The organism is Mycobacterium sp., from assembly GCF_044342925.1.
Classification (GTDB): domain Bacteria; phylum Actinomycetota; class Actinomycetes; order Mycobacteriales; family Mycobacteriaceae; genus Mycobacterium.
In genome coordinates this window covers 23,143-42,304 of sequence record NZ_JBIIOV010000005.1, presented here as the reverse complement: position 1 = coordinate 42,304, position 19,162 = coordinate 23,143, and the positions used below count along the sequence as shown (strand labels likewise).

Here is a 19,162-nt window from a genome sequence, read left to right as displayed (position 1 = left end):
GGAGCACCCCACCGTCGAGCACGATGTCAGGGCTTTGATCGATTCTTGTGTTGACGCTCGGCTGCTTACGCCGGTGGAGCTGCCGCGGGAAGCGCCGATGGCAAGCAACGAATCCGATCTGAGCTGGCCGGGAGAATATGCCGTTCCTTCGCTGGTGCCGCATAGCCAACTGATCGACTTGGTGAAGATGTACGACGCGCCTCTTTGTTGGTGAGTGTTGCGCTGATCATCCCCTGTTGGAATCAGGGGCGTTTCTTGAGCGCGGCTTTGGAGAGTGTTGCAGCGCAATCAGTGCGGCCGACTCACATTGTTGTCGTGGATGACGGGTCGACCGATGAGAGCGTTGAGGTTGCGGGCGGGTTTTCGGGTGTGAGGGTGGTCAAGCAGCGGCATCGCGGTGTTGCTGCCGCCCGTAATCGGGGTTTAGGCATGGTAGACGCGGATTTGGTGGCGTTTCTGGACGCCGATGATCTGTGGCCGCCCACCAGTCTTGCAGTCCGCGTGGCGGCGTTGAAGGCTTCGGGTGTTGCCGGGTGTTTTGGCGTTGTCGAGTCATTCGGGACTCGCAAGTGGGGCGGGCCGTTGCCCGCACGGCAGCCTGCTCGCCTACTTGGGTCGGTGCTTGTCACCCGTGAAGCGTTCGATCGGGTGGGGGTGTTTGACGCCTCGTTGTCGATCGGGGAGGACCTGGACTGGGTGGCGCGGTTTGATGCGGCCGGGTTGCGTTGGTGCGCGGTGGATGACGTGGTACTGCGTCGGCGATTCCACGATGCGAACACCACAGCTGATACTGCTGCTGTGCAGCGCGATCTGCTGAAGGTTCTGCGACGCGCCCATCGCGCCAGTCGACGCGCGTGCTGAGTGGGGGCAATGGAGGGTGGCGCGGGCGCACTGCGGATTGCGCGGGGTGGGCACGACCTAGCCGGTGGTGGTTTCCGGCCGAGTGAACAACAGAAATCGCTGCTGCGGATTCTGGGCCTGTCAAGGGACGAGGCGCTGCAGGCGCTGATGGCTTGGTGTGACGCGCTGAATCCGCGGGTTCCCATGGACGGCGGCGCGTTTCGGCTGCTGCCTCTGATTTTCCATCGCATGGTGGAACTGGATGTTGATCACCGGGTTGTGCCGCTGCTGCGGGACGTGTACCGGCAGTCGTTTGTGCACAACATGCGTCTTGTCGAAGCGGTGACTCCCGCGCTGCGGGCGTTGTCCGCACACGGGTTGAGGCCGGTCTTCCTCAAGGGTGCGGCGCTGGTGGCCAACGGCAGTTACCCGAGCTTGGCGGCGCGCCCGATGGCTGACGTCGATGTCTATGTAGATCGCGCGTCGCGTGATGACGCGATCGCGATCCTGTGGGGGCTTGGCTGGCGGTTCGAGAACCCCGCGGTTTACCTGCCGTTTTCCAGGGCCGTAGCTTTTTGCGCGCCTGGCGGATCGGCAAAAATCGACCTGCACTGGCACGTTTTGAACAATGTGCGGGCCCCGACCGCGGACCTGGCGCTGATGGGCGACGTTGGGTATGGGTATGGGTATGGGTATGGGTATGGGGGTGGGCTGGACATCGCGGCGGTGCCGGATCCGACGGCACTGCTGCTGATCACCCTCATTCATGGGGCCGCCCCCAACGGGGAGCCACCGGTGCGCTGGGTCGCCGATGGCCTACAGATTCTGGGTCTGGAAAGCAATCCGGTCGACTGGGGCAGAATCGTGGCTTTCGCGGATGCTCACCGAACCGGGTTGGTCCTGAGCCGGATGCTTGAGGTGCTAAGCGGTTTCGCGGTCGATGCGGTGCCGCTCGATGTCATTGGGGACCTGCGTGCAATACGTGTCGAGCCGATCGAACGCTGGGAGCGCCGGCTCATGGACGCAGACCCTTCGTCGCTGGTCTTCAAGGTGTGCACTGGCATCGTGGCGGCCTCGTCGGCTCACCGCACAGCACGCACACCGGTGCTGCTAGCGCGGTACCTCATTTATTGGCGGGCCGTGCATGAGACCTCGTGGCCACTGTTGCCGTTGTTCGCCGCGGATAGGCTCCGGCGGCATTTGCTCGGTCGGTGATCAGTGATGACATTGCGCAGGCTGGGCGCGCTCGAAGAGCTGGTCGCCCATGGTTGACATGGGCTCACGCGCGCGAGTCGAACGTCACCGATTCGCTATGCAGGTTTTCGCGGCGACAGATCAGGCGATGGCCGACCGTGCCGTCGAAGTGCGTCACGTGAATGTTGCCGGGGTGGCGGTGCAGCTGGAGTTCACTAACCCAGCAATGAGTGCACAAGTCATGCCGGCGTTGTGCCACATAGAAGAGGATGCGAGAGCCGTACTCAACCCCGAGATCCGGCTGCGGATATGGGACTCGAACTCCACCGGCGTTGCGGTGCCGTCAGTACGGCTGCCGCGCGGCGCCTTCGCCGACCGTGGCGACCTCCCCGGGTTTGGGTCAGATCGAATCTTGGTTTCGTTCCACTTTGCCGAACCCGCCGTATGCATCTTTGATCGGGACGCTGGTCGAGGGGTGTACTGGGTGAACGATGCGGCCAATGTGCCCGCTTGGACGCGGGCCTCGCCGCTGCGCACGTTGCTGCACTGGGCGCTAATGGACCGGGGCCGCCACCTGGTCCATGGTGCGGCGGTCGGTGATGCCCACGCCGGGGTTTTGCTGGTCGGACCCGGCGGATCGGGGAAGTCCACGACCGCGTTGCGGTGTCTGGCAGCCGGGATGACCTACCTCGGCGACGACTACGTCGCTGTGGCTGCCGACCCTCCACGCGCCTACAGCATCTACTCGACCGCGAAGTTGTTGCATACCGGTCCGCGGATCGCGGGTCGACCGTTGGGGCCTCCGGCCCCGGGCGACGAGAAGGTGGTACTCGCGCTCGGCGATCACGGCACCCAGCTCATCCGTGAGATACCTCTTCGCGCGGTAATCGCCTTGGGATTCGGGGACCGGGAAGAGTCCGCGCTGGAGACGGTCGATCCCGCAGCGTTGCTGTACGCCGCCACGGCCACCTCCCTCGAGCAGCTGCCACATGCCGGCGCACTGCTGCGCCGACTGATGGGCGATGTGATGCCCCGAGTCTCGACGATGCGGCTGCGGCTCGGTCGTAACCCCGATTCTGTGGTGTCGGCGGTGCGGGGGATCGTCGCGGGTCGACGACTGGCCGTCGTACCCGTGGAAGCCGACGTGCTCCCGTTGGTAAGCATTGTGATCCCGGTGCATCACGGTGTGTCGTTCCTCACCCAGGCCATCGCCAGTGTGCTTGACCAGAAGTACCCCGCACTGGAGTTCATCGTCGTGGAGGACGGGTCGACCGACGACATCGACGCGGCGGTCGCGCAGCTCCCCGTCGGCGTGACGCTCGTACGTCAATCTCGACAAGGGCTCGCCTCGGCACGCAACACCGGCATCGGCGCTGCGCGTGGACAGTTACTCATGTTCCTTGACGTGGACGACCTGTTGCCGCCCGGCTCCCTCGAGCAGCTCGTCCGCGCCGCGATCGAGAAAGATGTGGACGTGGTGACCGGGTTTGCGCAGCGGGCCAATGGCAGCGATGAAGTCCCGCCGCCATTTCCCTACAGCGCCGGCGGCACACTGTACCGTCGAGCCGTCTTCGATGCCGTGGGCTTATTCGATCCCGACATGCCGTACGCGCAAGACGTGGACTGGTTCAACAGATTTCACGAATCGGGCCGGAAGGTGCAGCGCGTCTTTCTGACGACATTGATCGTTCGCCAAAGTCCGCCGAACACAACACATCACCAACACATTGTGAGTAGCCAGATTCTCGGTGTGTTGAAAAGCTCGCTCGACCGTCGAAGAGCGCGTCAAGGGCCGGACGTCAATGCCGATCAGTCGGAATAGAGCCCGGCTAGGTGTCACTTCCAGTCCAGCTGTACCGACCACTCGGCATGCGGCAGGTCGTGCAACTCGCCGTTCTGGTCCTGCACCAGCGTCAGCAGCTGAACGACGAGTCCGAGCACCCGGCCGCGATTCGGGTCGACGGTGGGGATCGTCACCGCCAGCTGGGTTCCGGGCCGGTAGGACGTGGTGGTGGTGTCGCGCTCGTCGGAGTAGACCTTGAGCAGCCGCCAGGGTGCGCCGCTGATCTCGGTGGGCACTGACAGCTGAACGGGATAGCGCTCGCTGACCCAAAGTTCCCCGTGGACAGCCTCTTTGGTGCAGTCGTTGAGGTCCACGACGTTGCAGTACAGGTACGGGCCGACCCGGGTCGTGGTGCCTTCGGAGTAGGCGCTGATCTGCGGCAGCTTGGAGTCGTGGCCGCGGGTCAGCGCCCAGGCGCCGACGCCGGCGCCGATGGCGGCCAGCACCACCAGTGCCGCCAGGATCCACCGGAAGTGCCGTTTCATTGGTGCGCCACCGCCGGCCCGCCCTCCGGTTCGGCCACCACCGGCCGGTTGCCACCGAAGCCGGGGATCAGTGATGCGCCGCGATAGCTCACCACCGTCTGCGCCAGACCCGGCAGGATCAGGGCGGCGATCGCGGTGAAGCCCACCCACAGTTCGGTATACACCAACACTCCCATCGCTCCGCCCATAACCCAGGCCAGTTGCAGCACCGATTCCGACCGCCCGAACGCCGACGCGCGCGACTCCTCGGGCAGGTCGTTTTGCAGCGAGGCGTCCAGCGACGCCTTGGCGACCGCACTGGCGCCGGCGGTGACGAACGTCGCGAGCGCGGCGACGATCAGATTTCCGGTGACCGCGGCCACGAGCGCCATGCCGGTGACCGCCGTCGCCGCCCGGACCACCAGCGTGGCGGGCCGTCCCAGCTGCATCCGGGCAGCGGTGAAGTTTCCGGCGAAGTTTCCGATTCCAGCCGCCGCCCCGATGGACCCGAGGATGCCCAGCTGGACCCATCCGCTGGCGTCGTGCGCTTTGGCGACAAAGGCCGGGTAGAGGAACAGGAACCCGACCATCGCCTTGATGGTGCAGTTGCCCCACAGCGCGGTGATGATGTTGCGGCCCAGCGGCTGTCGCCGCGGACCGGTGGTCGCGATGACCTCGGTGGGCTGGTCGAGCCAGTCCCATCCCCCGGTGCCGCCGTGGTAGGTCAGAGTGGCCGGCACCTCGCCCTCGGTGACCTCCACCCACTTGGGTATCCGCATGGTGAGCGACGCCCCGGCCAGCGTGACGAAGACGACGACGAACAGCGCGCCGGGCAGATGCAACAGGGTCGAGAAGACGTACTCCACGCCGGCGGCGATCCCGCCGCCCACGATCGTCCCGCCGATCAGCCCGAACATCGTCAACCGGGAGTTGACCCGAACGAGGTCGATCGTCGGCGGCATCACCCGCGGAGTGACCGCGCTGCGCAGCACCGAGAAGGACTTCGACAGCACCATCATTCCCAGGGCGCAGGGGTAGAGCACCCACGACGGGTAGTTACCGGTGGCCGGGTCGAAGTGCACGATCATCACCACGGCCAACACCGTGCGCAGCAGGAACGACATCGCCAGCGCCGCGCGCCGGCCGTGCTGGACCCGGTCGAGTGCCGGCCCGATCAGCGGGGCGATCACCGCGAACGGTGCGATGGTGATCAGTAGGTACAGCGCGACGCGGCCCTTGCTTTCCCCGGTCGCCGCGGCGAAGAACAGCGTATTGGCCAGCGCCACGGCCATCGCGGAGTCCACCGCGAAGTTGGCCACCACCGGCCAGGTCAGGGCGGTCAGACCGGACTTGTCGGCGCCGTCGGCCGTCGCCGCCCGGTGCACCATCGAATACATCCGCGAGCCCACCTCGGCGGCCGCCCGGCTGACGCCGGCGCGTTCGGCGCCCTCGTGGCCCAAGCGCGACCGGCCGTCGGAGTCGCGGTGGGTTCGGGGGCGCTCGTCGTCCAGTGGCGGCAGGTAGGGGTTGCCTCTGGGTTGCTCGGGGGGCGGGTCGGGGTGGTCTCCGGACCGGCCGGCGTCGCCGGGGCGGAAACCGGGGGCGTCGCTGGGGTAATTGGCCATGCCGGGGTGTTCACCGCGGTGGCCGGCGGTCCACGCCGGTCCCGGGGATCGACGCCGCGGAGCTGACACGTCCTCGATTGTCCCTCATGACGCCCCTGGGCGGGTCCAGCCGCGCGACGATCAATCGGCGACTCCAAGGAGCCGCGGTGCGGAGCGGGGTAATCGGGTCCAGCCGACCGGTGTAGTCGCGGTGAGGCCGGGTGAGGCAAGATTGTCGACGATGGACAGCACGATCGACGTGGCCGAGCACCCGGCCGACCCCGCGGCAGCCGCCACCCCGGCACAGCCGTCGGCTGAGGTTGCCGCCGTCTTGGAGGGTGCTGCCGACGTGGCCCGGCTGGCCGTCGTCGAGTTCAGCGGCGAGACGGTCGGGGCATATCTCGGCGTCACCGTCGAGGACGAGGCCGCGGCCACCCACCGGTTTCTGACCACCATGCCTGGTTATCAGGGCTGGCAATGGGCGGTGGTGGTGGCGGCCTACCCGGGCGCCGAGCACGCCAGCGTCAGCGAAGTGGTGCTGGTCCCTGGCCCGACGGCTCTGTTGGCGCCGTCGTGGGTGCCCTGGGATCAGCGTGTCAAACCGGGTGACCTGGGACCTGGCGACCTGCTGGCGCCGCTGCCCGACGATCCGCGGCTGGTGCCCGGCTTCCTGGCGACCGGTGATCCGCTGATCGACGACACTGCACTGGAGCTCGGGTTCGGACGGCGCCGGGTGCTCAGTGCGTTCGGCCGCGACGATGCCGCGCAGCGCTGGCATGACGGCGATCACGGTCCCGACGCGGCGATGGCCAAGGCCACCAAACGGGTGTGCCGGGACTGCGGCTTCATGGTCCCGCTGGCCGGCGGTCTTGGCGCGATGTTCGGGGTGTGCTGCAACGAGCTGTCGGCCGACGGACAGGTCGTCGACTTCTTCTACGGCTGTGGGGCCCACTCCGACACTCCGGCGGCGCCGCTGTCCGGATCGCCGGCGTTCGAGCCGTTCGACGACGGCGTCGTCGAGATCGTCGAGGTCGCCCCGGTGGTCGCGGAAGCGGTGGTCGAGCCGGAACCCGAGGTCGTCGTCGAGGGACCTGAAGCCGCCGTCGAAGAGACGGATGTCGCTGTCGAGGAGTCCGAAACGGCCGTCGAGCCGGAACCCACCGTCGAGCCGGAGCCGGCAACCGAGCCGGAAGCCGAACCCGAAGCCGGGACGCCGGAAAACTAGCCTTCCGCGGCGGCCTTGATCCGGGCCAGGCCCTGGTTCATGCCCTCGACGAGCTCGCGCTCGAAATTGTCGATGCCGCCCAGAACGGTCTTGGTGACCCCGGCGGAGACCGCTGTCACCCCGTTCTCGGCACGCCGGGTCTCGATGAGCCGGGTGCCGGTGGCGGTGGGTTCGAGTTCGTAGCTCCACACCGTGGTGTTCACTGGAATTCGGAAGGCGAACTTGCGCTCGGGCACAACCTCGGTGATGACGGCCGTCGTCGGCCAGAACAGCATCCCGCGGCGGTTGAGGTTGATCGTCTTGGTGCCAGGGCGAATGGGGCCGAGCGCCTTCATGACTCGGCACTGCGGGCTCCACTTCGGCATGTTGCTAACGTCGGAGACCAGATTCCACACCTTGCTCACCGGTGCGTTGATCTCGATCTCCGCCTTCAGAATCGGCGCAGCCATGGTTCTCCTTCGATCTAGTGTCGGCTCGGTTCGAGCCCGGTCTGTGCTCCGCGGGACCCCCGCCGGGCGGCGGAGCGCTGCCAGAGGAAGAGGCTGAGCCCGAAGACGCCGACGGCCAGCCCGGCTAGGGTCACCGGGCGCCACGTCTCCAGCGCGGGAATGATGAACGACGCCATCGCCGCCAGCGCCCACAACAGCGCACCGGCACCGATTACCGGCCGGGCGTCGAGCAAGGAGGCCGGCAATTGCGGCGGCGTCTTCTCGGTGGGCTGATCGGGCGGGCTCATCACCGATCACCGTAACCGACCCCTCGGCGCGTACGTTATCGGCGTGCAGGTAGTCGACATCACCGATCCCGGTGATGCCCGGGTGGACGACTTCCGCGACCTCAACAGCGTCGACCGCCGCCCCGACCTGCCCACCGGCAAGGGTCTGGTGATCGCCGAGGGCGTGCTGGTGGTGCAGCGCATGCTGGCGTCGCGGTTCGCCGCGCACGCTTGCCTGGGTACCGGACGGCGGCTCGACGACCTGCACACCGACCTGGCCGGCGTCGACATCCCGTACTACCGCGCGCCGGCGGAGGTGATGGCCGACGTCGTGGGGTTCCACCTCAACCGCGGTGTGCTGGCCGCCGCCCGCCGGCCACCCGACCTCACCCTCGCCGAGGTGCTGACCGGGGCGCGCACCGTCGCGGTGCTCGAAGGCGTCAATGACCACGAGAACCTCGGCTCGATCTTCCGCAACGCCGCCGGGCTGGGCGTGGACGCCGTGCTCTTCGGGCCTGGTTGCGCCGACCCGCTGTACCGCCGGGCGGTGCGGGTGTCCATGGGGCACGTCTTGCTGGTGCCCTTCGCCCGGGCCGCGAACTGGCCGGCTGATCTGGACATCCTGCGTGGCAATGGGTTTCGGCTGCTGGCCATGACGCCGGACCCGAATGCCCGCACCCTGGCCCACGAGGTCGACAACCTGGGCGACGCGAAGGTGGCGGTGCTGGTGGGCGCCGAGGGACCGGGTCTGACCGAGACGGCGATGCGGGCCGCCGACGTGCGGGTGCGCATTCCGATGTCGCGGGGGACCGACTCACTCAACGTCGCGACCGCGGCCGCGCTGGCGTTCTACGAGAGGGTCCGGTGCGGCGGGTAAGTGCCGGGCGCGGAGCGTTAATCTCAACTCCCATGTCCGACGAGGCGGTGTCCGACGAGGCGGTGTCCGACGAGGCGGTGTCCGACGGGCCGACTCCGTGGGGAACCGGGCTGACGGTCTCTGCGTTCGTGGCGGCGTTGGTCGCGGCAGCGATCGTCGTGCTCAGTCTGGGTATGACGCGGGTGCATCCGCTGGTGTCGGTCGGGCTGAACCTGGTCGCCGTCGGCGGTTTGGCTCCGACGTTGTGGGACTGGCGCACACAGCCGGTCCGACGGTGGTTCGTCCTCGGTGCGGGGGTGGGCGTCGCCGTCGGCTGGACGGCAACGCTGGCACTGATGCTGCGTTAACTCAGCGTTCGCCGCTGGAACGCACCCCGAGCAGTACGTCCTCCCACGCCGGCACCGCCGGCTTGCGGCCCGCTCGCTTGGCCGAGGTCGGACGGGGCGTGGGCTGCTCGACGGCCGGCGCCGGGATGGCGGCCGCAACGGCGGCGGCACTGAGCGCCGCGGACGGGGAGTTCACCAGCGCCGCCGGGGCGGTGGACACCGGGGCGACCGGCGCAGCGACGAACGCCGCGGGTGCCTTGACCAAGGCAGCCGGCGGTGCGACCGCGGTGGCCACGACGGCGGGCTGGTGCTCGCGCACCGGCGCGGGCGCCGGCGCCGGCGCGTCGAACTCCAGCTGCGATACCGGCGGCACCTGCCGCAGCGGGCGCTCGAACTCCGGGTCGACCAGGGCGCTGGCCTCCTCGTCGATCGCCGTGACGGTGCCGCCGTGTGCGCCGGGGGTGAACCGGAAGTGGGCGAAGTTCTCCGACAGGCCGGCCTGCCAGCCCATCCGGACCGTCCAGCGGCCGTCTTCGTTCTTCCACGAGTCCCAGGTGGTGTCCTTGGCGCTCAGGCCGCGTCCGGCCAGCGCGGAGGTGATCGTCTCCAGCAGCGTCGCGACCGTCGGTCCGTCAGCGAGTACGGGGTGCGCGGCGGTGGACAGTTCCGCGGCGCGCTGACGCTCCAACAGCACCGGGTGTGCGAACCGCTCTACCTTCGAGACGTCCATCCCGGAGCTCTGCGCGACCTCCTGAACCGACGCGCCTGCCCGAATGCGGAACTGGATGTCCTTGGGACGCAACATTCCTCTGACCTCGCTGTCTCGGGTTGCCTGAGTGGCGCGCACACCATCGCCGCGCACGGCTGCGCGCAGCCGGTCATCGAGACGGATCAGGAATTTGTCGGCGGGGTTGCCGCCTTCGCAAATGATGTGCTTGCCATCGACATCGAGGCCTATCAGTGTCAGTTCCCGCATGTCGACCTCCTTCAGCCGGGACCGTAACGCGGCGTCCGCTGACATAACGAAAGCGACACGCCCGTGTTACAGATGAGGCTAGAGGTGTTCGACGACCCAGTCCACACAGCTGGTCAGGGCGGTGACGTCCTCGGGGTCGACGGCCGGGAACATGGCGACGCGCAACTGGTTGCGGCCCAGCTTCCGGTACGGCTCGGTGTCGACGATGCCGTTGGCCCGCAGGACCTTGGCCACCGCCGCCGCGTCGACCGTCTCGGCGAAGTCGATGGTGCCCACCACCTGCGAACGCAACGCCGGATCGGCGACGAACGGAGTGGCGTACTGCGACGCCTCGGCCCACGAGTACAGCCGCGATGACGAGTCGGCGGTGCGCTTGACCGCCCAGTCCAAGCCGCCGTTGCCCAACATCCAGTCGATCTGCTCGGCCATCAGCACCAGCGTGCCGATCGCCGGGGTGTTGTAGGTCTGGTTCTTGAGGCTGTTGTCCACCGCGATCGGCAGCGACAGGAATTCGGGAACCCAGCGGCCCGACGCCGCGACCGCTTCGATGCGGGCCAGCGCCGCCGGCGACAGAACGGCGAGCCACAACCCGCCGTCGCTGGCGAAGTTCTTCTGCGGGGCGAAGTAGTAGGCGTCGCAATCGGCGACGTCGACGGGCAGGCCGCCGGCCGCCGACGTGGCGTCGATCAGCACCAGTGCGTCGCCGGAACCCGCCGGACGGCACACCGGGACGGCGACGCCGGTCGAGGTCTCGTTGTGGGCCCAGGCGATGGTGTCCGCCGACGGGTCGGACTGCGGCGCCGGCGCGCTGCCGGCGTCGGCCTTGATGACGATGGGATCGCCGACGAACGGGTTGGCGGCCACCGCGGAGGCGAACTTGGAACTGAACTCGCCGTAGGTGAGATGCAGCGACTTCTTGTCGACCAAGCCGAACGCGGCGGCGTCCCAGAACGCGGTGGCGCCGCCGTTGCCGAGGATCACCTCGTAACCGTCGGGTGCGGAGAACAACTCGCGCAGTCCCTCGCGGACGCGTCCCACCAGGTTCTTCACCGGCGCCTGCCGGTGCGAGGTGCCGAACAGCGCGGCGCCGGTGGTGGTCAGCGCGGACAACTGCTCGGGCCGGACTTTCGACGGACCGCAACCGAAACGTCCGTCGGCGGGCTTGAGGTCAGCGGGAATCGTGAGCTGGTCAGGTTCGGCCATGCCCATCAGCGTAGGGAGCAGGGGGCGCGTCGGAAAAATCGAGGCGAAAATCGAGGCGGATTCGGGACCGTTTCGGGTAGGGAAATGTATGCGATACCTGCGGTACCGCCTGCCGCAAGCGGCTGTACAAAACCTATCCCTATGTAAAGCCAACGCGGGAGGCTAGCGATGGCGAGGACCACGATGGTCAGGCGCTGGCGCCGCAATATGGAGGTATGCGACGACGCGGTCTACGTCGACCTGCTGACGACCCTGTCCGAGGGCTCGGTGCGGCGGAGCTTCAACCCGTACACCGATATCGACTGGGACGGGCCTGCCACCGCTTGAATCCAAGCTCGCACTTTGTCTATGTGGTTCCTCAGTCAGCGTGGCGTGGCGAGGCGGGCGGCGTACCGTGAGCCCGTGGCTGATCACGATGGCACGGCGCACCCACACCGGCTCGCCGTCATGCGGGTGGAATACGGCTCGGTGGAGAAGGACGGCAGCAGGGACCTCGACGTCGACTGGCTGACTGATGGCTGGCTTGCATTGCTGCACAACTGGATCGACGACGCCGAGGAGGCCGGAATCGTCGAGCCCAACGCGATGGTGCTGGCCACCGTCGAGGACGGCCGCCCGGTGACGCGGACAGTGCTGTGCAAGAGCGTCGACGCCGACGGCGTCACCTTTTACACCAACTACGACTCGGCCAAGGGCGCCGGCCTCGCCGCGACGCCGTACGCGTCGGTGACCTTCCCCTGGTACGTGCTGGGACGCCAGGTGCACGTCCGCGGTGCGGTCAGCAAGGTCAGTCCGGAGGAGACCGCGCAGTACTGGGCCCGCCGCCCCCGTGGATCACAACTGGGCGCGTGGGCCTCGTCGCAGTCCCGCCCGATCGGTTCGCGTGCCGACCTGATGGCCCAGCTGGCTGAGGTCACCCAGCGGTTCGCCGCGCTCGACGAGGTTCCGGTGCCGCCGCACTGGGGCGGCTACCGGATCACCGCCGAGGTGGTCGAATTCTGGCAGGGCCGGGAGAACCGGATTCACAACCGGATTCGGGTTGTGCCCGGCGGCGGCGACGGGGGAGTCGATCGCATCGAACGGCTGCAGCCCTAGGCGTGCGTCGGCTCTTCGCTGACACGACCCCGCTGCGGATGCCGGCCGCGCTGGCTCTGAACAACGTCTGGGTGGTTGCAAGGGGTGTTCATCGTGGTGGTCGGTGGCAGTGACGACGTGGTCGACGACGTGGTCGACGAGGTCGCGACGGCGGCCGCGTATGCGATGTGGTGCCTGCCGTCACCGCCGTCCAGAGGTGACGCGCGTTTCACCCTTTCGATGTAACACGTCGTTAACACTGACCCAGGCCGCCGCTCAGCGCCCGCGCCTACTATCAAGAGGTGTCTCAACGCCCTGGGGAGGCGGCCGTCGGGCTGCGGGAGCTGAAGAAACAGCGAACCCGGGAAACTCTGGTCGATGTCGCCGCCCGGCTGTGCGCGGAGCAGGGCTACGAGCGCACGACGGTGGATCAGATCGCGTCGGTGGCCGAGGTGTCACCGCGGACGTTCAGCCGCTACTTCCCCAACAAAGAGGCGGTCATCGCCGCGCTCATGGAGGAGATCTCCGAGGAGGTCGCCCGGGCGTTGGCCGCCCAGCCCCGTGACATCACCGAGCACGAGGCCCTGGTTCGGGCTCATACCCAGGTGCTGCGGGCCGCCGAGGTCGGTATGCCGCAGGCCATGTCCTTCCACCGGATGCGCGGTTTCCTCAGCATCGTCACCAGCACCCCGATGCTGAGCCTGGCGACCTTCACCTTCCGGCCGGACGGTTCCACGCACGCGGTCGTGGATGCCATCGCCGGGAGGATGGGCGTGCCGGTGGCTGACCCGGCCGTCCGCGTCGTGTTCGACACCTGGGCCGTGCTGATGGCCACCGCCTTGGGAAGCCCGGGGAGCGATGCCAGCGATCCGGGTGCGGTCAGCGCGCGGATCGAGGAGACCTTCGCGATTTTCACCAGGCTGTGGCAGCCGTGGACCCTCCAGGACCAGACCCCGTCGGGCGGCCCGGGACAATAGCGACTACGTTCACCTAGAACGCGAAGTAGCGTGACCTCACTACGGACGGCCTCTGATGCTGTCCAACGGGCAAGAAGGGGTTGAAGTGGCCGCAACCGACGACACCGCCATGCTGCGGTATCCCGGCGGAGAGTTGGACCTCGAGATCGTCCATGCGACCGAGGGTTCCGACGGGATCGCGCTGGGTCCGCTGCTGGCTAAAACCGGCTACACCACCTTTGACCAGGGGTTCGTCAACACAGCGTCGACCAAGAGCGCCATCACCTATATCGACGGTGATGCCGGCATCCTGCGGTACCGCGGGTACCCGATCGACCAGCTGGCCGAGAAGTCGACCTTCATCGAGGTCAGCTACCTGCTGATCTACGGGGAACTGCCGACCGCCGCCGAACTGGAGGCGTTCACCACCAGGGTCCAGCGGCACACTTTGCTGCACGAGGATCTCAAGCGGTTCTTCGACGGCTTTCCCCGCAACGCCCATCCCATGCCGGTGCTGTCGAGCGCGGTCAACGCGCTGAGCGCCTACTACCAGGATTCGCTGGACCCGCTCGACCACGCACAGGTGGAGCTGTCCACCATCCGGTTGCTGGCCAAGCTGCCCACCATCGCCGCCTACGCCTACAAGAAATCCGTCGGGCAGCCGTTCCTGTATCCGGACAACTCGCTCAGCCTGGTGGAGAACTTCCTGCGGATGACCTTCGGGCTGCCGTCGGAGCCCTACGTTCCCGACCCGGAGATCGTGCGGGCGCTGGACATGCTGCTGATTCTGCACGCCGACCACGAGCAGAACTGTTCGACGTCGACGGTCCGGCTGGTCGGTTCGTCGCAGGCCAACCTCTTCACCTCGATTTCCGGCGGCATCAATGCGCTGTGGGGTCCGCTGCATGGCGGTGCCAACCAGTCGGTGTTGGAGATGCTGGAGAAGATCCGGGTCTCCGGCGGCGACGTCCAGGACTTCGTCCGCAAGGTCAAAAACCGCGAAGACGGTGTGAAGCTGATGGGCTTCGGTCACCGGGTCTATAAGAACTACGATCCGCGGGCGCGCATCGTCAAGGAGCAGGCCGACAAGATCCTGGGCAAGCTCGGCGGCGACGACGAACTGCTCGACATCGCCAAGGCGCTCGAAGAGGCGGCGCTCACCGACGAATTCTTCGTCGAGCGCAAGCTCTACCCCAACGTCGACTTCTACACCGGCGTGATCTACCGCGCGATGGGCTTCCCCACCCGGATGTTCACGGTGCTGTTCGCGCTCGGCCGGCTGCCCGGCTGGATCGCGCACTGGCGGGAGATGCACGATGAGCCGAACAAGATCGGCCGTCCGCGGCAGATCTACACCGGTTACGGCGAGCGCGACTACCTGAGCCTCGGCGGGCGTTGACGCGACGGGTTCGCCAACCCGTAGAGCACGGCCATGGCGGCGTTGTGCCCGCCCAATCCCGACACCGCTCCACCGCGGCGGGAACCGGAGCCGCACAGCAGAATCCGCTCATGGTGGGTTGCCACACCCCACCGCCGCGCCGGGGTATCCAACGGGTCGTCGTCGTCGGCGAACGGCCACGCCAGCGCGCCGTGGAAGATGTTGCCGCCGGTCAGGCCAAGGGCGGCTTCCAGGTCGACCGTCGTCTTAGCTTCGATACACGGTCGCCCGTGCGCGTCGTTCATGAGGACGTCCTGAATCGGTTCGGCCAGAACGGAATTCAGCGAATATAGTACGGCGTCGGTGAGGCGTCGGCGCATCTCGTCGGGCGCGGTGGCCTGAATGCTGTGCGGGACGTGCAGGCCGAACACCGTCAGGGTGGCCGCACCCGAGGCACGCAGGTCGGCCGACAGGATGCTCGGGTCGGTCAGCGAATGGCAGTAGATCTCACAGGGCAGCGGTTCGGGCACCTGACCGGCGATGGCGGCGGTGTAGGCGGTGTCGAGCTGTGACCACATCTCGTTGATGTGGAAGGTTCCGCCGAACGCCTGCTCGGGGTCGACCGCACCGTCACTCAGCCGCGGCAACCGGCGCAGCATCAGGTTGACCTTGACCTGGCAGCCCTCGGTCAGCGCGGGGGCGGGTTCGCCCAGCAGTCCGGCCAGCACCGCCGGGGTGACATTGGCCAGCACATGGTGGCCACGAACGCTGCGCTCGACCCCGCCGGTGCGGTAGCGCACCTCGCCGTCGGGAGTCATCGCGAGCACCTCTGCTCCGGTGACCAGTTCGGCGCCGTGGGCGCGGGCCGCCGCGGCCAGCGCACCGGTCACCGCGCCCATCCCGCCGATCGGCACGTCCCAGTCCCCGGTTCCGCCGCCGAGCAGGTGGTAGAGGAAGCACACGTTCTGCTGCAGCCCGGTGTCGTCGAGCCGGGCGAAGGTGCCGATCAGGGCGTCGGTGGCCATCACGCCCCGCACCAGGTCGCTGCCCACGGCGTCGGCGATGGCCAGGCCGACGGGCTGCTCGATCAACGCCTCCCACGCCGCGGCGGCGTCGCGGCCGCCGGCGGCGACGACGTGGCGGCGGGCGTCGGCGCGGCGCCGCAGCGGATCGATCAGCGTGGGCCACAGCGGTTGGGTCAGCTCGCGGCAGCGCCGGTAGAAGTCGGCGAAGCCTGCCTCGTCCGCGGCGGCGCCGATGGCCGCGAAGTTCGACCGCTCACCGATCAGCAGCCCGCTGCGCCCGCCGTCGGCCGGATCGGGGGTATAGGAGGAGAACCGGCGCCGGGCCAATCGCACGTCCGCGCCGAGGTCGTCGAGGATGCGCGTCGGCAGCAGGCTCACCAGGTAGGCGTAGCGGGACAGCTGGGCCTCCACGCCGTCGAACGCCTGCGCCGACACCGCCGCTCCGCCCGTCTGCTGCAGCTTCTCCAGCAACCGGACCCGCAGGCCCGCCCGCGCCAGATATCCGGCTGCCACCAGGCCGTTGTGCCCGCCGCCGACGACGACGACGTCGACGTCGCGCCCGCCGGCGTCCAGATCCGATGTCATGCCTCAGCTTAGGTAGCGGGTGACCTCCTCGGCGGGCCGAATCGACGCCGCGGCCGGGTCGCCGCCGGTCTCCCGCAGCGCCCGGCGCTGGCGCAGCAGGTCCCAGCACTGATCCAGCGCCGTCTCCACCGCACGTAGCCGGTTCTGCTCCTCGGCGGGGTCGATATCCCTGTGCTGCAACCGGTCCCGCAGCCGGTGCTCCTCGGCGACCAGATCGCGGATGAGGTCCAGGGTGTCGCGGTCGGAGGGCTGCTGTGCGGGTCCCGGGCAGTTGCCGGTGCAGTCGTCGGATTCCACCCGAGGGGTATGCCCGTCGGACCGGGCACGGAAACGGGCCATCAGCCGCTACGGTGGTCCGGTGACGAGCAAACCCGAGATTGACTTTCCCGCCGGCCCGGCCCCCACCGAACTGGTCATCAACGACCTCGTCGTCGGTGACGGCATGGAGGCCAAGCCCGGCGATACCGTCGACGTCCACTACGTCGGCGTCGAGTTCGACACCGGCGTCGAGTTCGACAGCTCCTGGAATCGCGGAGAATCCATCTCCTTCCCACTGCGTGGACTCATCCAGGGCTGGCAGGACGGCATCCCCGGAATGCGGGTCGGCGGACGCCGTCAACTGGTGATTCCGCCGGAACTGGCCTACGGCCCGCCGGGCGCCGGGCACCGGTTGTCCGGCAAGACACTGATCTTTGTGATCGATCTGCTCGGGGTGCGCTGACCCCAGCTGAACCTCCGGATCCCGCGGCCACTGACGATGCGCCGCGAGGCACGAACGGCGAGGATGAATCGGCCCACTAGGTCGATGCCGAACGGCGGATTGATCATTGGATTTTCCGTTCGGTTGGCGTATGTTGCTCGCGGCTTGCAATGAGCCTTGCGATCAGCCTTGCAATGAGCTGATGAATCACATCGCCCTGGACGGGGCGGGGAGGGGGACCGATGGCGGGTTCCGGAGACGCGAAGCCCAGCGCGGCGTCGAGCGCTAACTCGACCGCCAAGGCCACCGAATGGCGCAGGGAGTCGCGGTTCTATCGTCGTTCGCCCGGCTGGGGCTGGTTGTTGGGTCTGCTGCTCATCCCGCTGCTGTTCGGGTGGCTGGGATGGAGCAACCTGAAGCCCTCGGTGAACGCCCAGCTGCCCAGTGTGGGTGTCACGGCGCCGAGCGTTTCGGCCCCGTCGCTGAACCTGTCCCCGCTGTCGATCCTGCGTAACGGCAAGGACTTCACTCTCGCCGGCATCGTGCCCGATCTGTCGGTCAAGAACAGCCTGCTCGCAGCGATGAAGGCGGCGCTCGGGCCGTCGGTCAACCTGATCGACAAGATCGACGTCGCCGCCGGGGCAAAGGCGCCAGCCTTCGACGGCCTGGACGCGGTGTTCAAGGCCGCTGCCGACATCCCCGACTTCCACTTCACTGTGGAGGGCGGCATGCTCACGCTGACCGGCACCGCCCCGTCGGAGGACGCCAAGGCTGCCGTCGAGGCCGCTGCGAAGGCGGGCTGGCCGAACCTCCAAATCATCAACAACATCTCCGTCAAGGGCGCGGCGCCGTCCTGTGACAACCTGCAGGCCACCGTCGATGCCTACCTGGCCGCTCCGATCAAGTTCCAGACCGGTAGCGACAAGCTGACCAAGGACGGACAGCAGCAGCTGTCCAGCGTCGTCTCGGCAGTCACGGCGTGCCCGGATGTGAAGCTGACCGTCATCGGTCACACCGACAACACCGGCACCGATGCGATCAACAAGCCGCTGAGCGAGAGCCGGGCCAAGGCTGTCGCGGGTTACCTGGTGGCGCAAGGCATTCCGGCTGACTCGGTCACCAGCGAGGGCGTCGGGTCCGCCGAGCCGGTCGCCGACAACGACACCGAAGCCGGACGCGCACAGAACCGGCGCACCGAGATCAAAGTCAACTAGGGGACGACAGACATGGGTTTCTTAACACAGTGGTTGTGGTACCTGGTGGCCTTTCTGGCCGGGTCCGCGGTGGCCTACGTGATCACCGTCCTGACCGTCCACCGCACCAGCGCGGAGCAGGCCATCGCCGACCTGCCGGCCGGCTCTCGTGAGATTGGAGTGCTCTGATGCACAACGTCAACGGATGGATGCTCGGCCTGGCGTTCCTGCTGGGTCTGCTGCTGACCTTCGCGATGATGATTCGCCGGGTCGCCCGCGAGGTCCCGGTCACCCATGCGGTGGCCACGCGGGTGCCCGATCTCAAGAAGCCCGTAGCCGAGAAGCCCGCCGTGAAGAAGCCGCACGTCGCCGGCGCGGTAGCCGCCGCCGGCGCTGCCGCGGCCACCGGTGCGGCGGCGAAACTGCACGGCGCGGCCGAGAAGGTGGAGCACGCCGAGAAGAGCGTCGCCAAGGCCGTCCACAAGGGTGCCGAGACGGCCGGCGAGAAGGTCGACGAGATGCGCCGCGGCGATGTCATCGAAGCCGTTCCCTACGGCGCCGGATCGGTCCGGGTCTCGGCGCGCACCAAGGCGCCGGCCGGCTACACGATCAAGGGGGACAAGGACACTGGGCAGTACTTCACCGTGGACAGCCCCGATTACGACACCATCGAGGCCGAGGTGTGGTTCGTCAACGAGGAGAGCGCCCAGAAGGCCGGCTTCTCGCGCTGGGACGCCATGGGCGATCGCCCGGCGGATCTGGTGTCCGACGCGGCCGCCGCGGTGATCACCGAGGAGCACGCCGAAGCCAAGACGGTCATCACCGAGGACCACTCGGCGGGGGACTCCGCGATGGTGATCGTGGACCACGGCGGTGAGCTGCCGGTCTCGACCGTCCGGGTGGTGTCGGAGGCCACCGCACGTGCCGAGGAAGCCGCCGCGAACAATTCCGGCGCAGGCGACACCAACGCCACGAAGTAGCGGC

The 19,162-nt window shown here is 67.8% G+C and carries 23 protein-coding genes and 1 pseudogene; 16 read left to right on the top strand and 8 right to left on the bottom strand.

Going from position 1 to position 19,162, the window contains the following annotated elements; all coding sequences use genetic code 11:
* The 4 genes from ADBZ6I_RS01540 to ADBZ6I_RS01525 all read left to right on the top strand — a co-directional run.
* Nucleotides 1-214: hypothetical protein (locus ADBZ6I_RS01540; protein ID WP_526380162.1), on the top strand; the 214-nt coding region annotated here is incomplete at its 5' end.
* A complete protein-coding gene (locus tag ADBZ6I_RS01535; RefSeq protein WP_526380160.1) occupies nt 211-861 on the top strand; it encodes a glycosyltransferase family 2 protein in 651 nt (216 codons plus the stop codon). The genes ADBZ6I_RS01540 and ADBZ6I_RS01535, both read left to right, overlap by 4 nt.
* Nucleotides 862-870: 9 nt before the next feature.
* A complete protein-coding gene (locus ADBZ6I_RS01530; protein WP_526380158.1) occupies nt 871-2,055 on the top strand; it encodes a nucleotidyltransferase family protein in 1,185 nt (394 codons plus the stop codon).
* A 97-nt stretch (nt 2,056-2,152) separates the two neighbouring features.
* The gene (locus tag ADBZ6I_RS01525) at nt 2,153-3,856 is read left to right on the top strand and encodes a glycosyltransferase (RefSeq protein ID WP_526380156.1); all 1,704 of its coding nucleotides are present in this window, start codon (nt 2,153-2,155) and stop codon (nt 3,854-3,856) included.
* A gap of 14 nt (nt 3,857-3,870) precedes the next feature.
* Here the strand turns inward: ADBZ6I_RS01525 and ADBZ6I_RS01520 are convergent, their stop codons facing one another.
* Together ADBZ6I_RS01520 and ADBZ6I_RS01515 are read right to left on the bottom strand one after the other, a co-directional pair.
* Nucleotides 3,871-4,362, bottom strand: a complete 492-nt coding sequence (locus tag ADBZ6I_RS01520) for a DUF2771 family protein (RefSeq protein WP_526380154.1) — start codon at nt 4,360-4,362, stop codon at nt 3,871-3,873.
* Nucleotides 4,359-5,966: an MFS transporter gene (locus ADBZ6I_RS01515; RefSeq protein ID WP_526380174.1), complete on the bottom strand. Its 1,608-nt coding sequence runs from the start codon at nt 5,964-5,966 to the stop codon at nt 4,359-4,361. The genes ADBZ6I_RS01520 and ADBZ6I_RS01515 overlap by 4 nt, the downstream gene beginning before the upstream one ends.
* Nucleotides 5,967-6,186: 220 nt before the next feature.
* Between ADBZ6I_RS01515 and ADBZ6I_RS01510 the strand changes: the two genes are divergently transcribed.
* Nucleotides 6,187-7,170 (top strand): DUF3027 domain-containing protein, encoded by a 984-nt coding sequence (locus ADBZ6I_RS01510; RefSeq protein WP_526380152.1) that lies wholly within the window; start codon nt 6,187-6,189, stop codon nt 7,168-7,170.
* Here the strand turns inward: ADBZ6I_RS01510 and ADBZ6I_RS01505 are convergent.
* Entirely contained in the window at nt 7,167-7,619 is a 453-nt protein-coding gene (locus ADBZ6I_RS01505; protein ID WP_526380150.1) for an SRPBCC family protein, read from the bottom strand. The two genes, ADBZ6I_RS01510 and ADBZ6I_RS01505, sit on opposite strands and share 4 nt — an antisense overlap.
* A 14-nt stretch (nt 7,620-7,633) precedes the next feature.
* A complete protein-coding gene (locus ADBZ6I_RS01500; RefSeq protein WP_526380148.1) occupies nt 7,634-7,906 on the bottom strand; it encodes a DUF2530 domain-containing protein in 273 nt (90 codons plus the stop codon).
* 37 nt (nt 7,907-7,943) lie between these two features.
* On the opposite strand from ADBZ6I_RS01500, the gene ADBZ6I_RS01495 reads away from it, so the two are divergent.
* Together ADBZ6I_RS01495 and ADBZ6I_RS01490 are read left to right on the top strand one after the other, a co-directional pair.
* The gene (locus tag ADBZ6I_RS01495; RefSeq protein WP_526380172.1) at nt 7,944-8,762 is read left to right on the top strand and encodes a TrmH family RNA methyltransferase; all 819 of its coding nucleotides are present in this window, start codon (nt 7,944-7,946) and stop codon (nt 8,760-8,762) included.
* Between the two features lie 32 nt (nt 8,763-8,794).
* A complete protein-coding gene (locus tag ADBZ6I_RS01490; protein WP_526380146.1) occupies nt 8,795-9,109 on the top strand; it encodes a DUF2537 domain-containing protein in 315 nt (104 codons plus the stop codon).
* 1 nt (nt 9,110) lies between these two features.
* Here ADBZ6I_RS01490 and sepH read toward each other — a convergent pair whose 3' ends face one another.
* Nucleotides 9,111-10,064: a septation protein SepH gene (gene sepH / locus ADBZ6I_RS01485; RefSeq protein WP_526380144.1), complete on the bottom strand. Its 954-nt coding sequence runs from the start codon at nt 10,062-10,064 to the stop codon at nt 9,111-9,113.
* A gap of 78 nt (nt 10,065-10,142) precedes the next feature.
* A complete protein-coding gene (serC, locus tag ADBZ6I_RS01480; protein ID WP_526380142.1) occupies nt 10,143-11,267 on the bottom strand; it encodes a phosphoserine transaminase in 1,125 nt (374 codons plus the stop codon).
* Nucleotides 11,268-11,435: 168 nt separating this feature from the next.
* On the opposite strand from serC, the pseudogene ADBZ6I_RS01475 reads away from it, so the two are divergent.
* The 5 genes and pseudogenes from ADBZ6I_RS01475 to ADBZ6I_RS01455 all read left to right on the top strand — a co-directional run.
* Nucleotides 11,436-11,591, top strand: a pseudogene (locus ADBZ6I_RS01475) (diiron oxygenase); the annotation flags it as partial.
* 123 nt (nt 11,592-11,714) lie between these two features.
* The gene (gene pdxH, locus ADBZ6I_RS01470; protein WP_526380170.1) at nt 11,715-12,362 is read left to right on the top strand and encodes a pyridoxamine 5'-phosphate oxidase; all 648 of its coding nucleotides are present in this window, start codon (nt 11,715-11,717) and stop codon (nt 12,360-12,362) included.
* A gap of 75 nt (nt 12,363-12,437) precedes the next feature.
* Nucleotides 12,438-12,587 carry a hypothetical protein gene (locus ADBZ6I_RS01465; RefSeq protein ID WP_526380140.1) on the top strand — a complete coding sequence of 50 codons (150 nt, stop codon included), beginning with the start codon at nt 12,438-12,440 and terminating at the stop codon, nt 12,585-12,587.
* Nucleotides 12,588-12,643: 56 nt separating this feature from the next.
* On the top strand, nt 12,644-13,318 hold the full coding sequence (locus tag ADBZ6I_RS01460; RefSeq protein ID WP_526380138.1) for a TetR family transcriptional regulator: 675 nt from the start codon (nt 12,644-12,646) through the stop codon (nt 13,316-13,318).
* An 85-nt stretch (nt 13,319-13,403) separates the two neighbouring features.
* The gene (locus ADBZ6I_RS01455; RefSeq protein ID WP_526380136.1) at nt 13,404-14,696 is read left to right on the top strand and encodes a citrate synthase; all 1,293 of its coding nucleotides are present in this window, start codon (nt 13,404-13,406) and stop codon (nt 14,694-14,696) included.
* On the opposite strand, the gene ADBZ6I_RS01450 is transcribed toward ADBZ6I_RS01455, so the two are convergent.
* Entirely contained in the window at nt 14,672-16,285 is a 1,614-nt protein-coding gene (locus tag ADBZ6I_RS01450) for a phytoene desaturase family protein (protein ID WP_526380134.1), read from the bottom strand. The genes ADBZ6I_RS01455 and ADBZ6I_RS01450 overlap by 25 nt on opposite strands.
* Before the next feature lie 3 nt (nt 16,286-16,288).
* Nucleotides 16,289-16,582, bottom strand: a complete 294-nt coding sequence (locus ADBZ6I_RS01445) for a DUF2630 family protein (protein WP_526380168.1) — start codon at nt 16,580-16,582, stop codon at nt 16,289-16,291.
* Between the two features lie 61 nt (nt 16,583-16,643).
* Here ADBZ6I_RS01445 and ADBZ6I_RS01440 point away from each other — a divergent pair, with 61 nt between their 5' ends.
* From ADBZ6I_RS01440 to arfC, 4 genes are all read left to right on the top strand, one after another.
* On the top strand, nt 16,644-17,006 hold the full coding sequence (locus ADBZ6I_RS01440) for an FKBP-type peptidyl-prolyl cis-trans isomerase (protein WP_526380132.1): 363 nt from the start codon (nt 16,644-16,646) through the stop codon (nt 17,004-17,006).
* Between the two features lie 221 nt (nt 17,007-17,227).
* Nucleotides 17,228-18,199 carry a channel-forming protein ArfA/OmpATb gene (gene arfA, locus ADBZ6I_RS01435; RefSeq protein WP_526380130.1) on the top strand — a complete coding sequence of 324 codons (972 nt, stop codon included), beginning with the start codon at nt 17,228-17,230 and terminating at the stop codon, nt 18,197-18,199.
* A gap of 12 nt (nt 18,200-18,211) precedes the next feature.
* A complete protein-coding gene (gene arfB, locus ADBZ6I_RS01430; protein WP_526380128.1) occupies nt 18,212-18,367 on the top strand; it encodes a channel accessory protein ArfB in 156 nt (51 codons plus the stop codon).
* Nucleotides 18,367-19,158 (top strand): channel accessory protein ArfC, sunset domain variant, encoded by a 792-nt coding sequence (arfC, locus tag ADBZ6I_RS01425; RefSeq protein ID WP_526380126.1) that lies wholly within the window; start codon nt 18,367-18,369, stop codon nt 19,156-19,158. The genes arfB and arfC overlap by 1 nt, the downstream gene beginning before the upstream one ends.
* Nucleotides 19,159-19,162 lie beyond the last annotated feature (4 nt).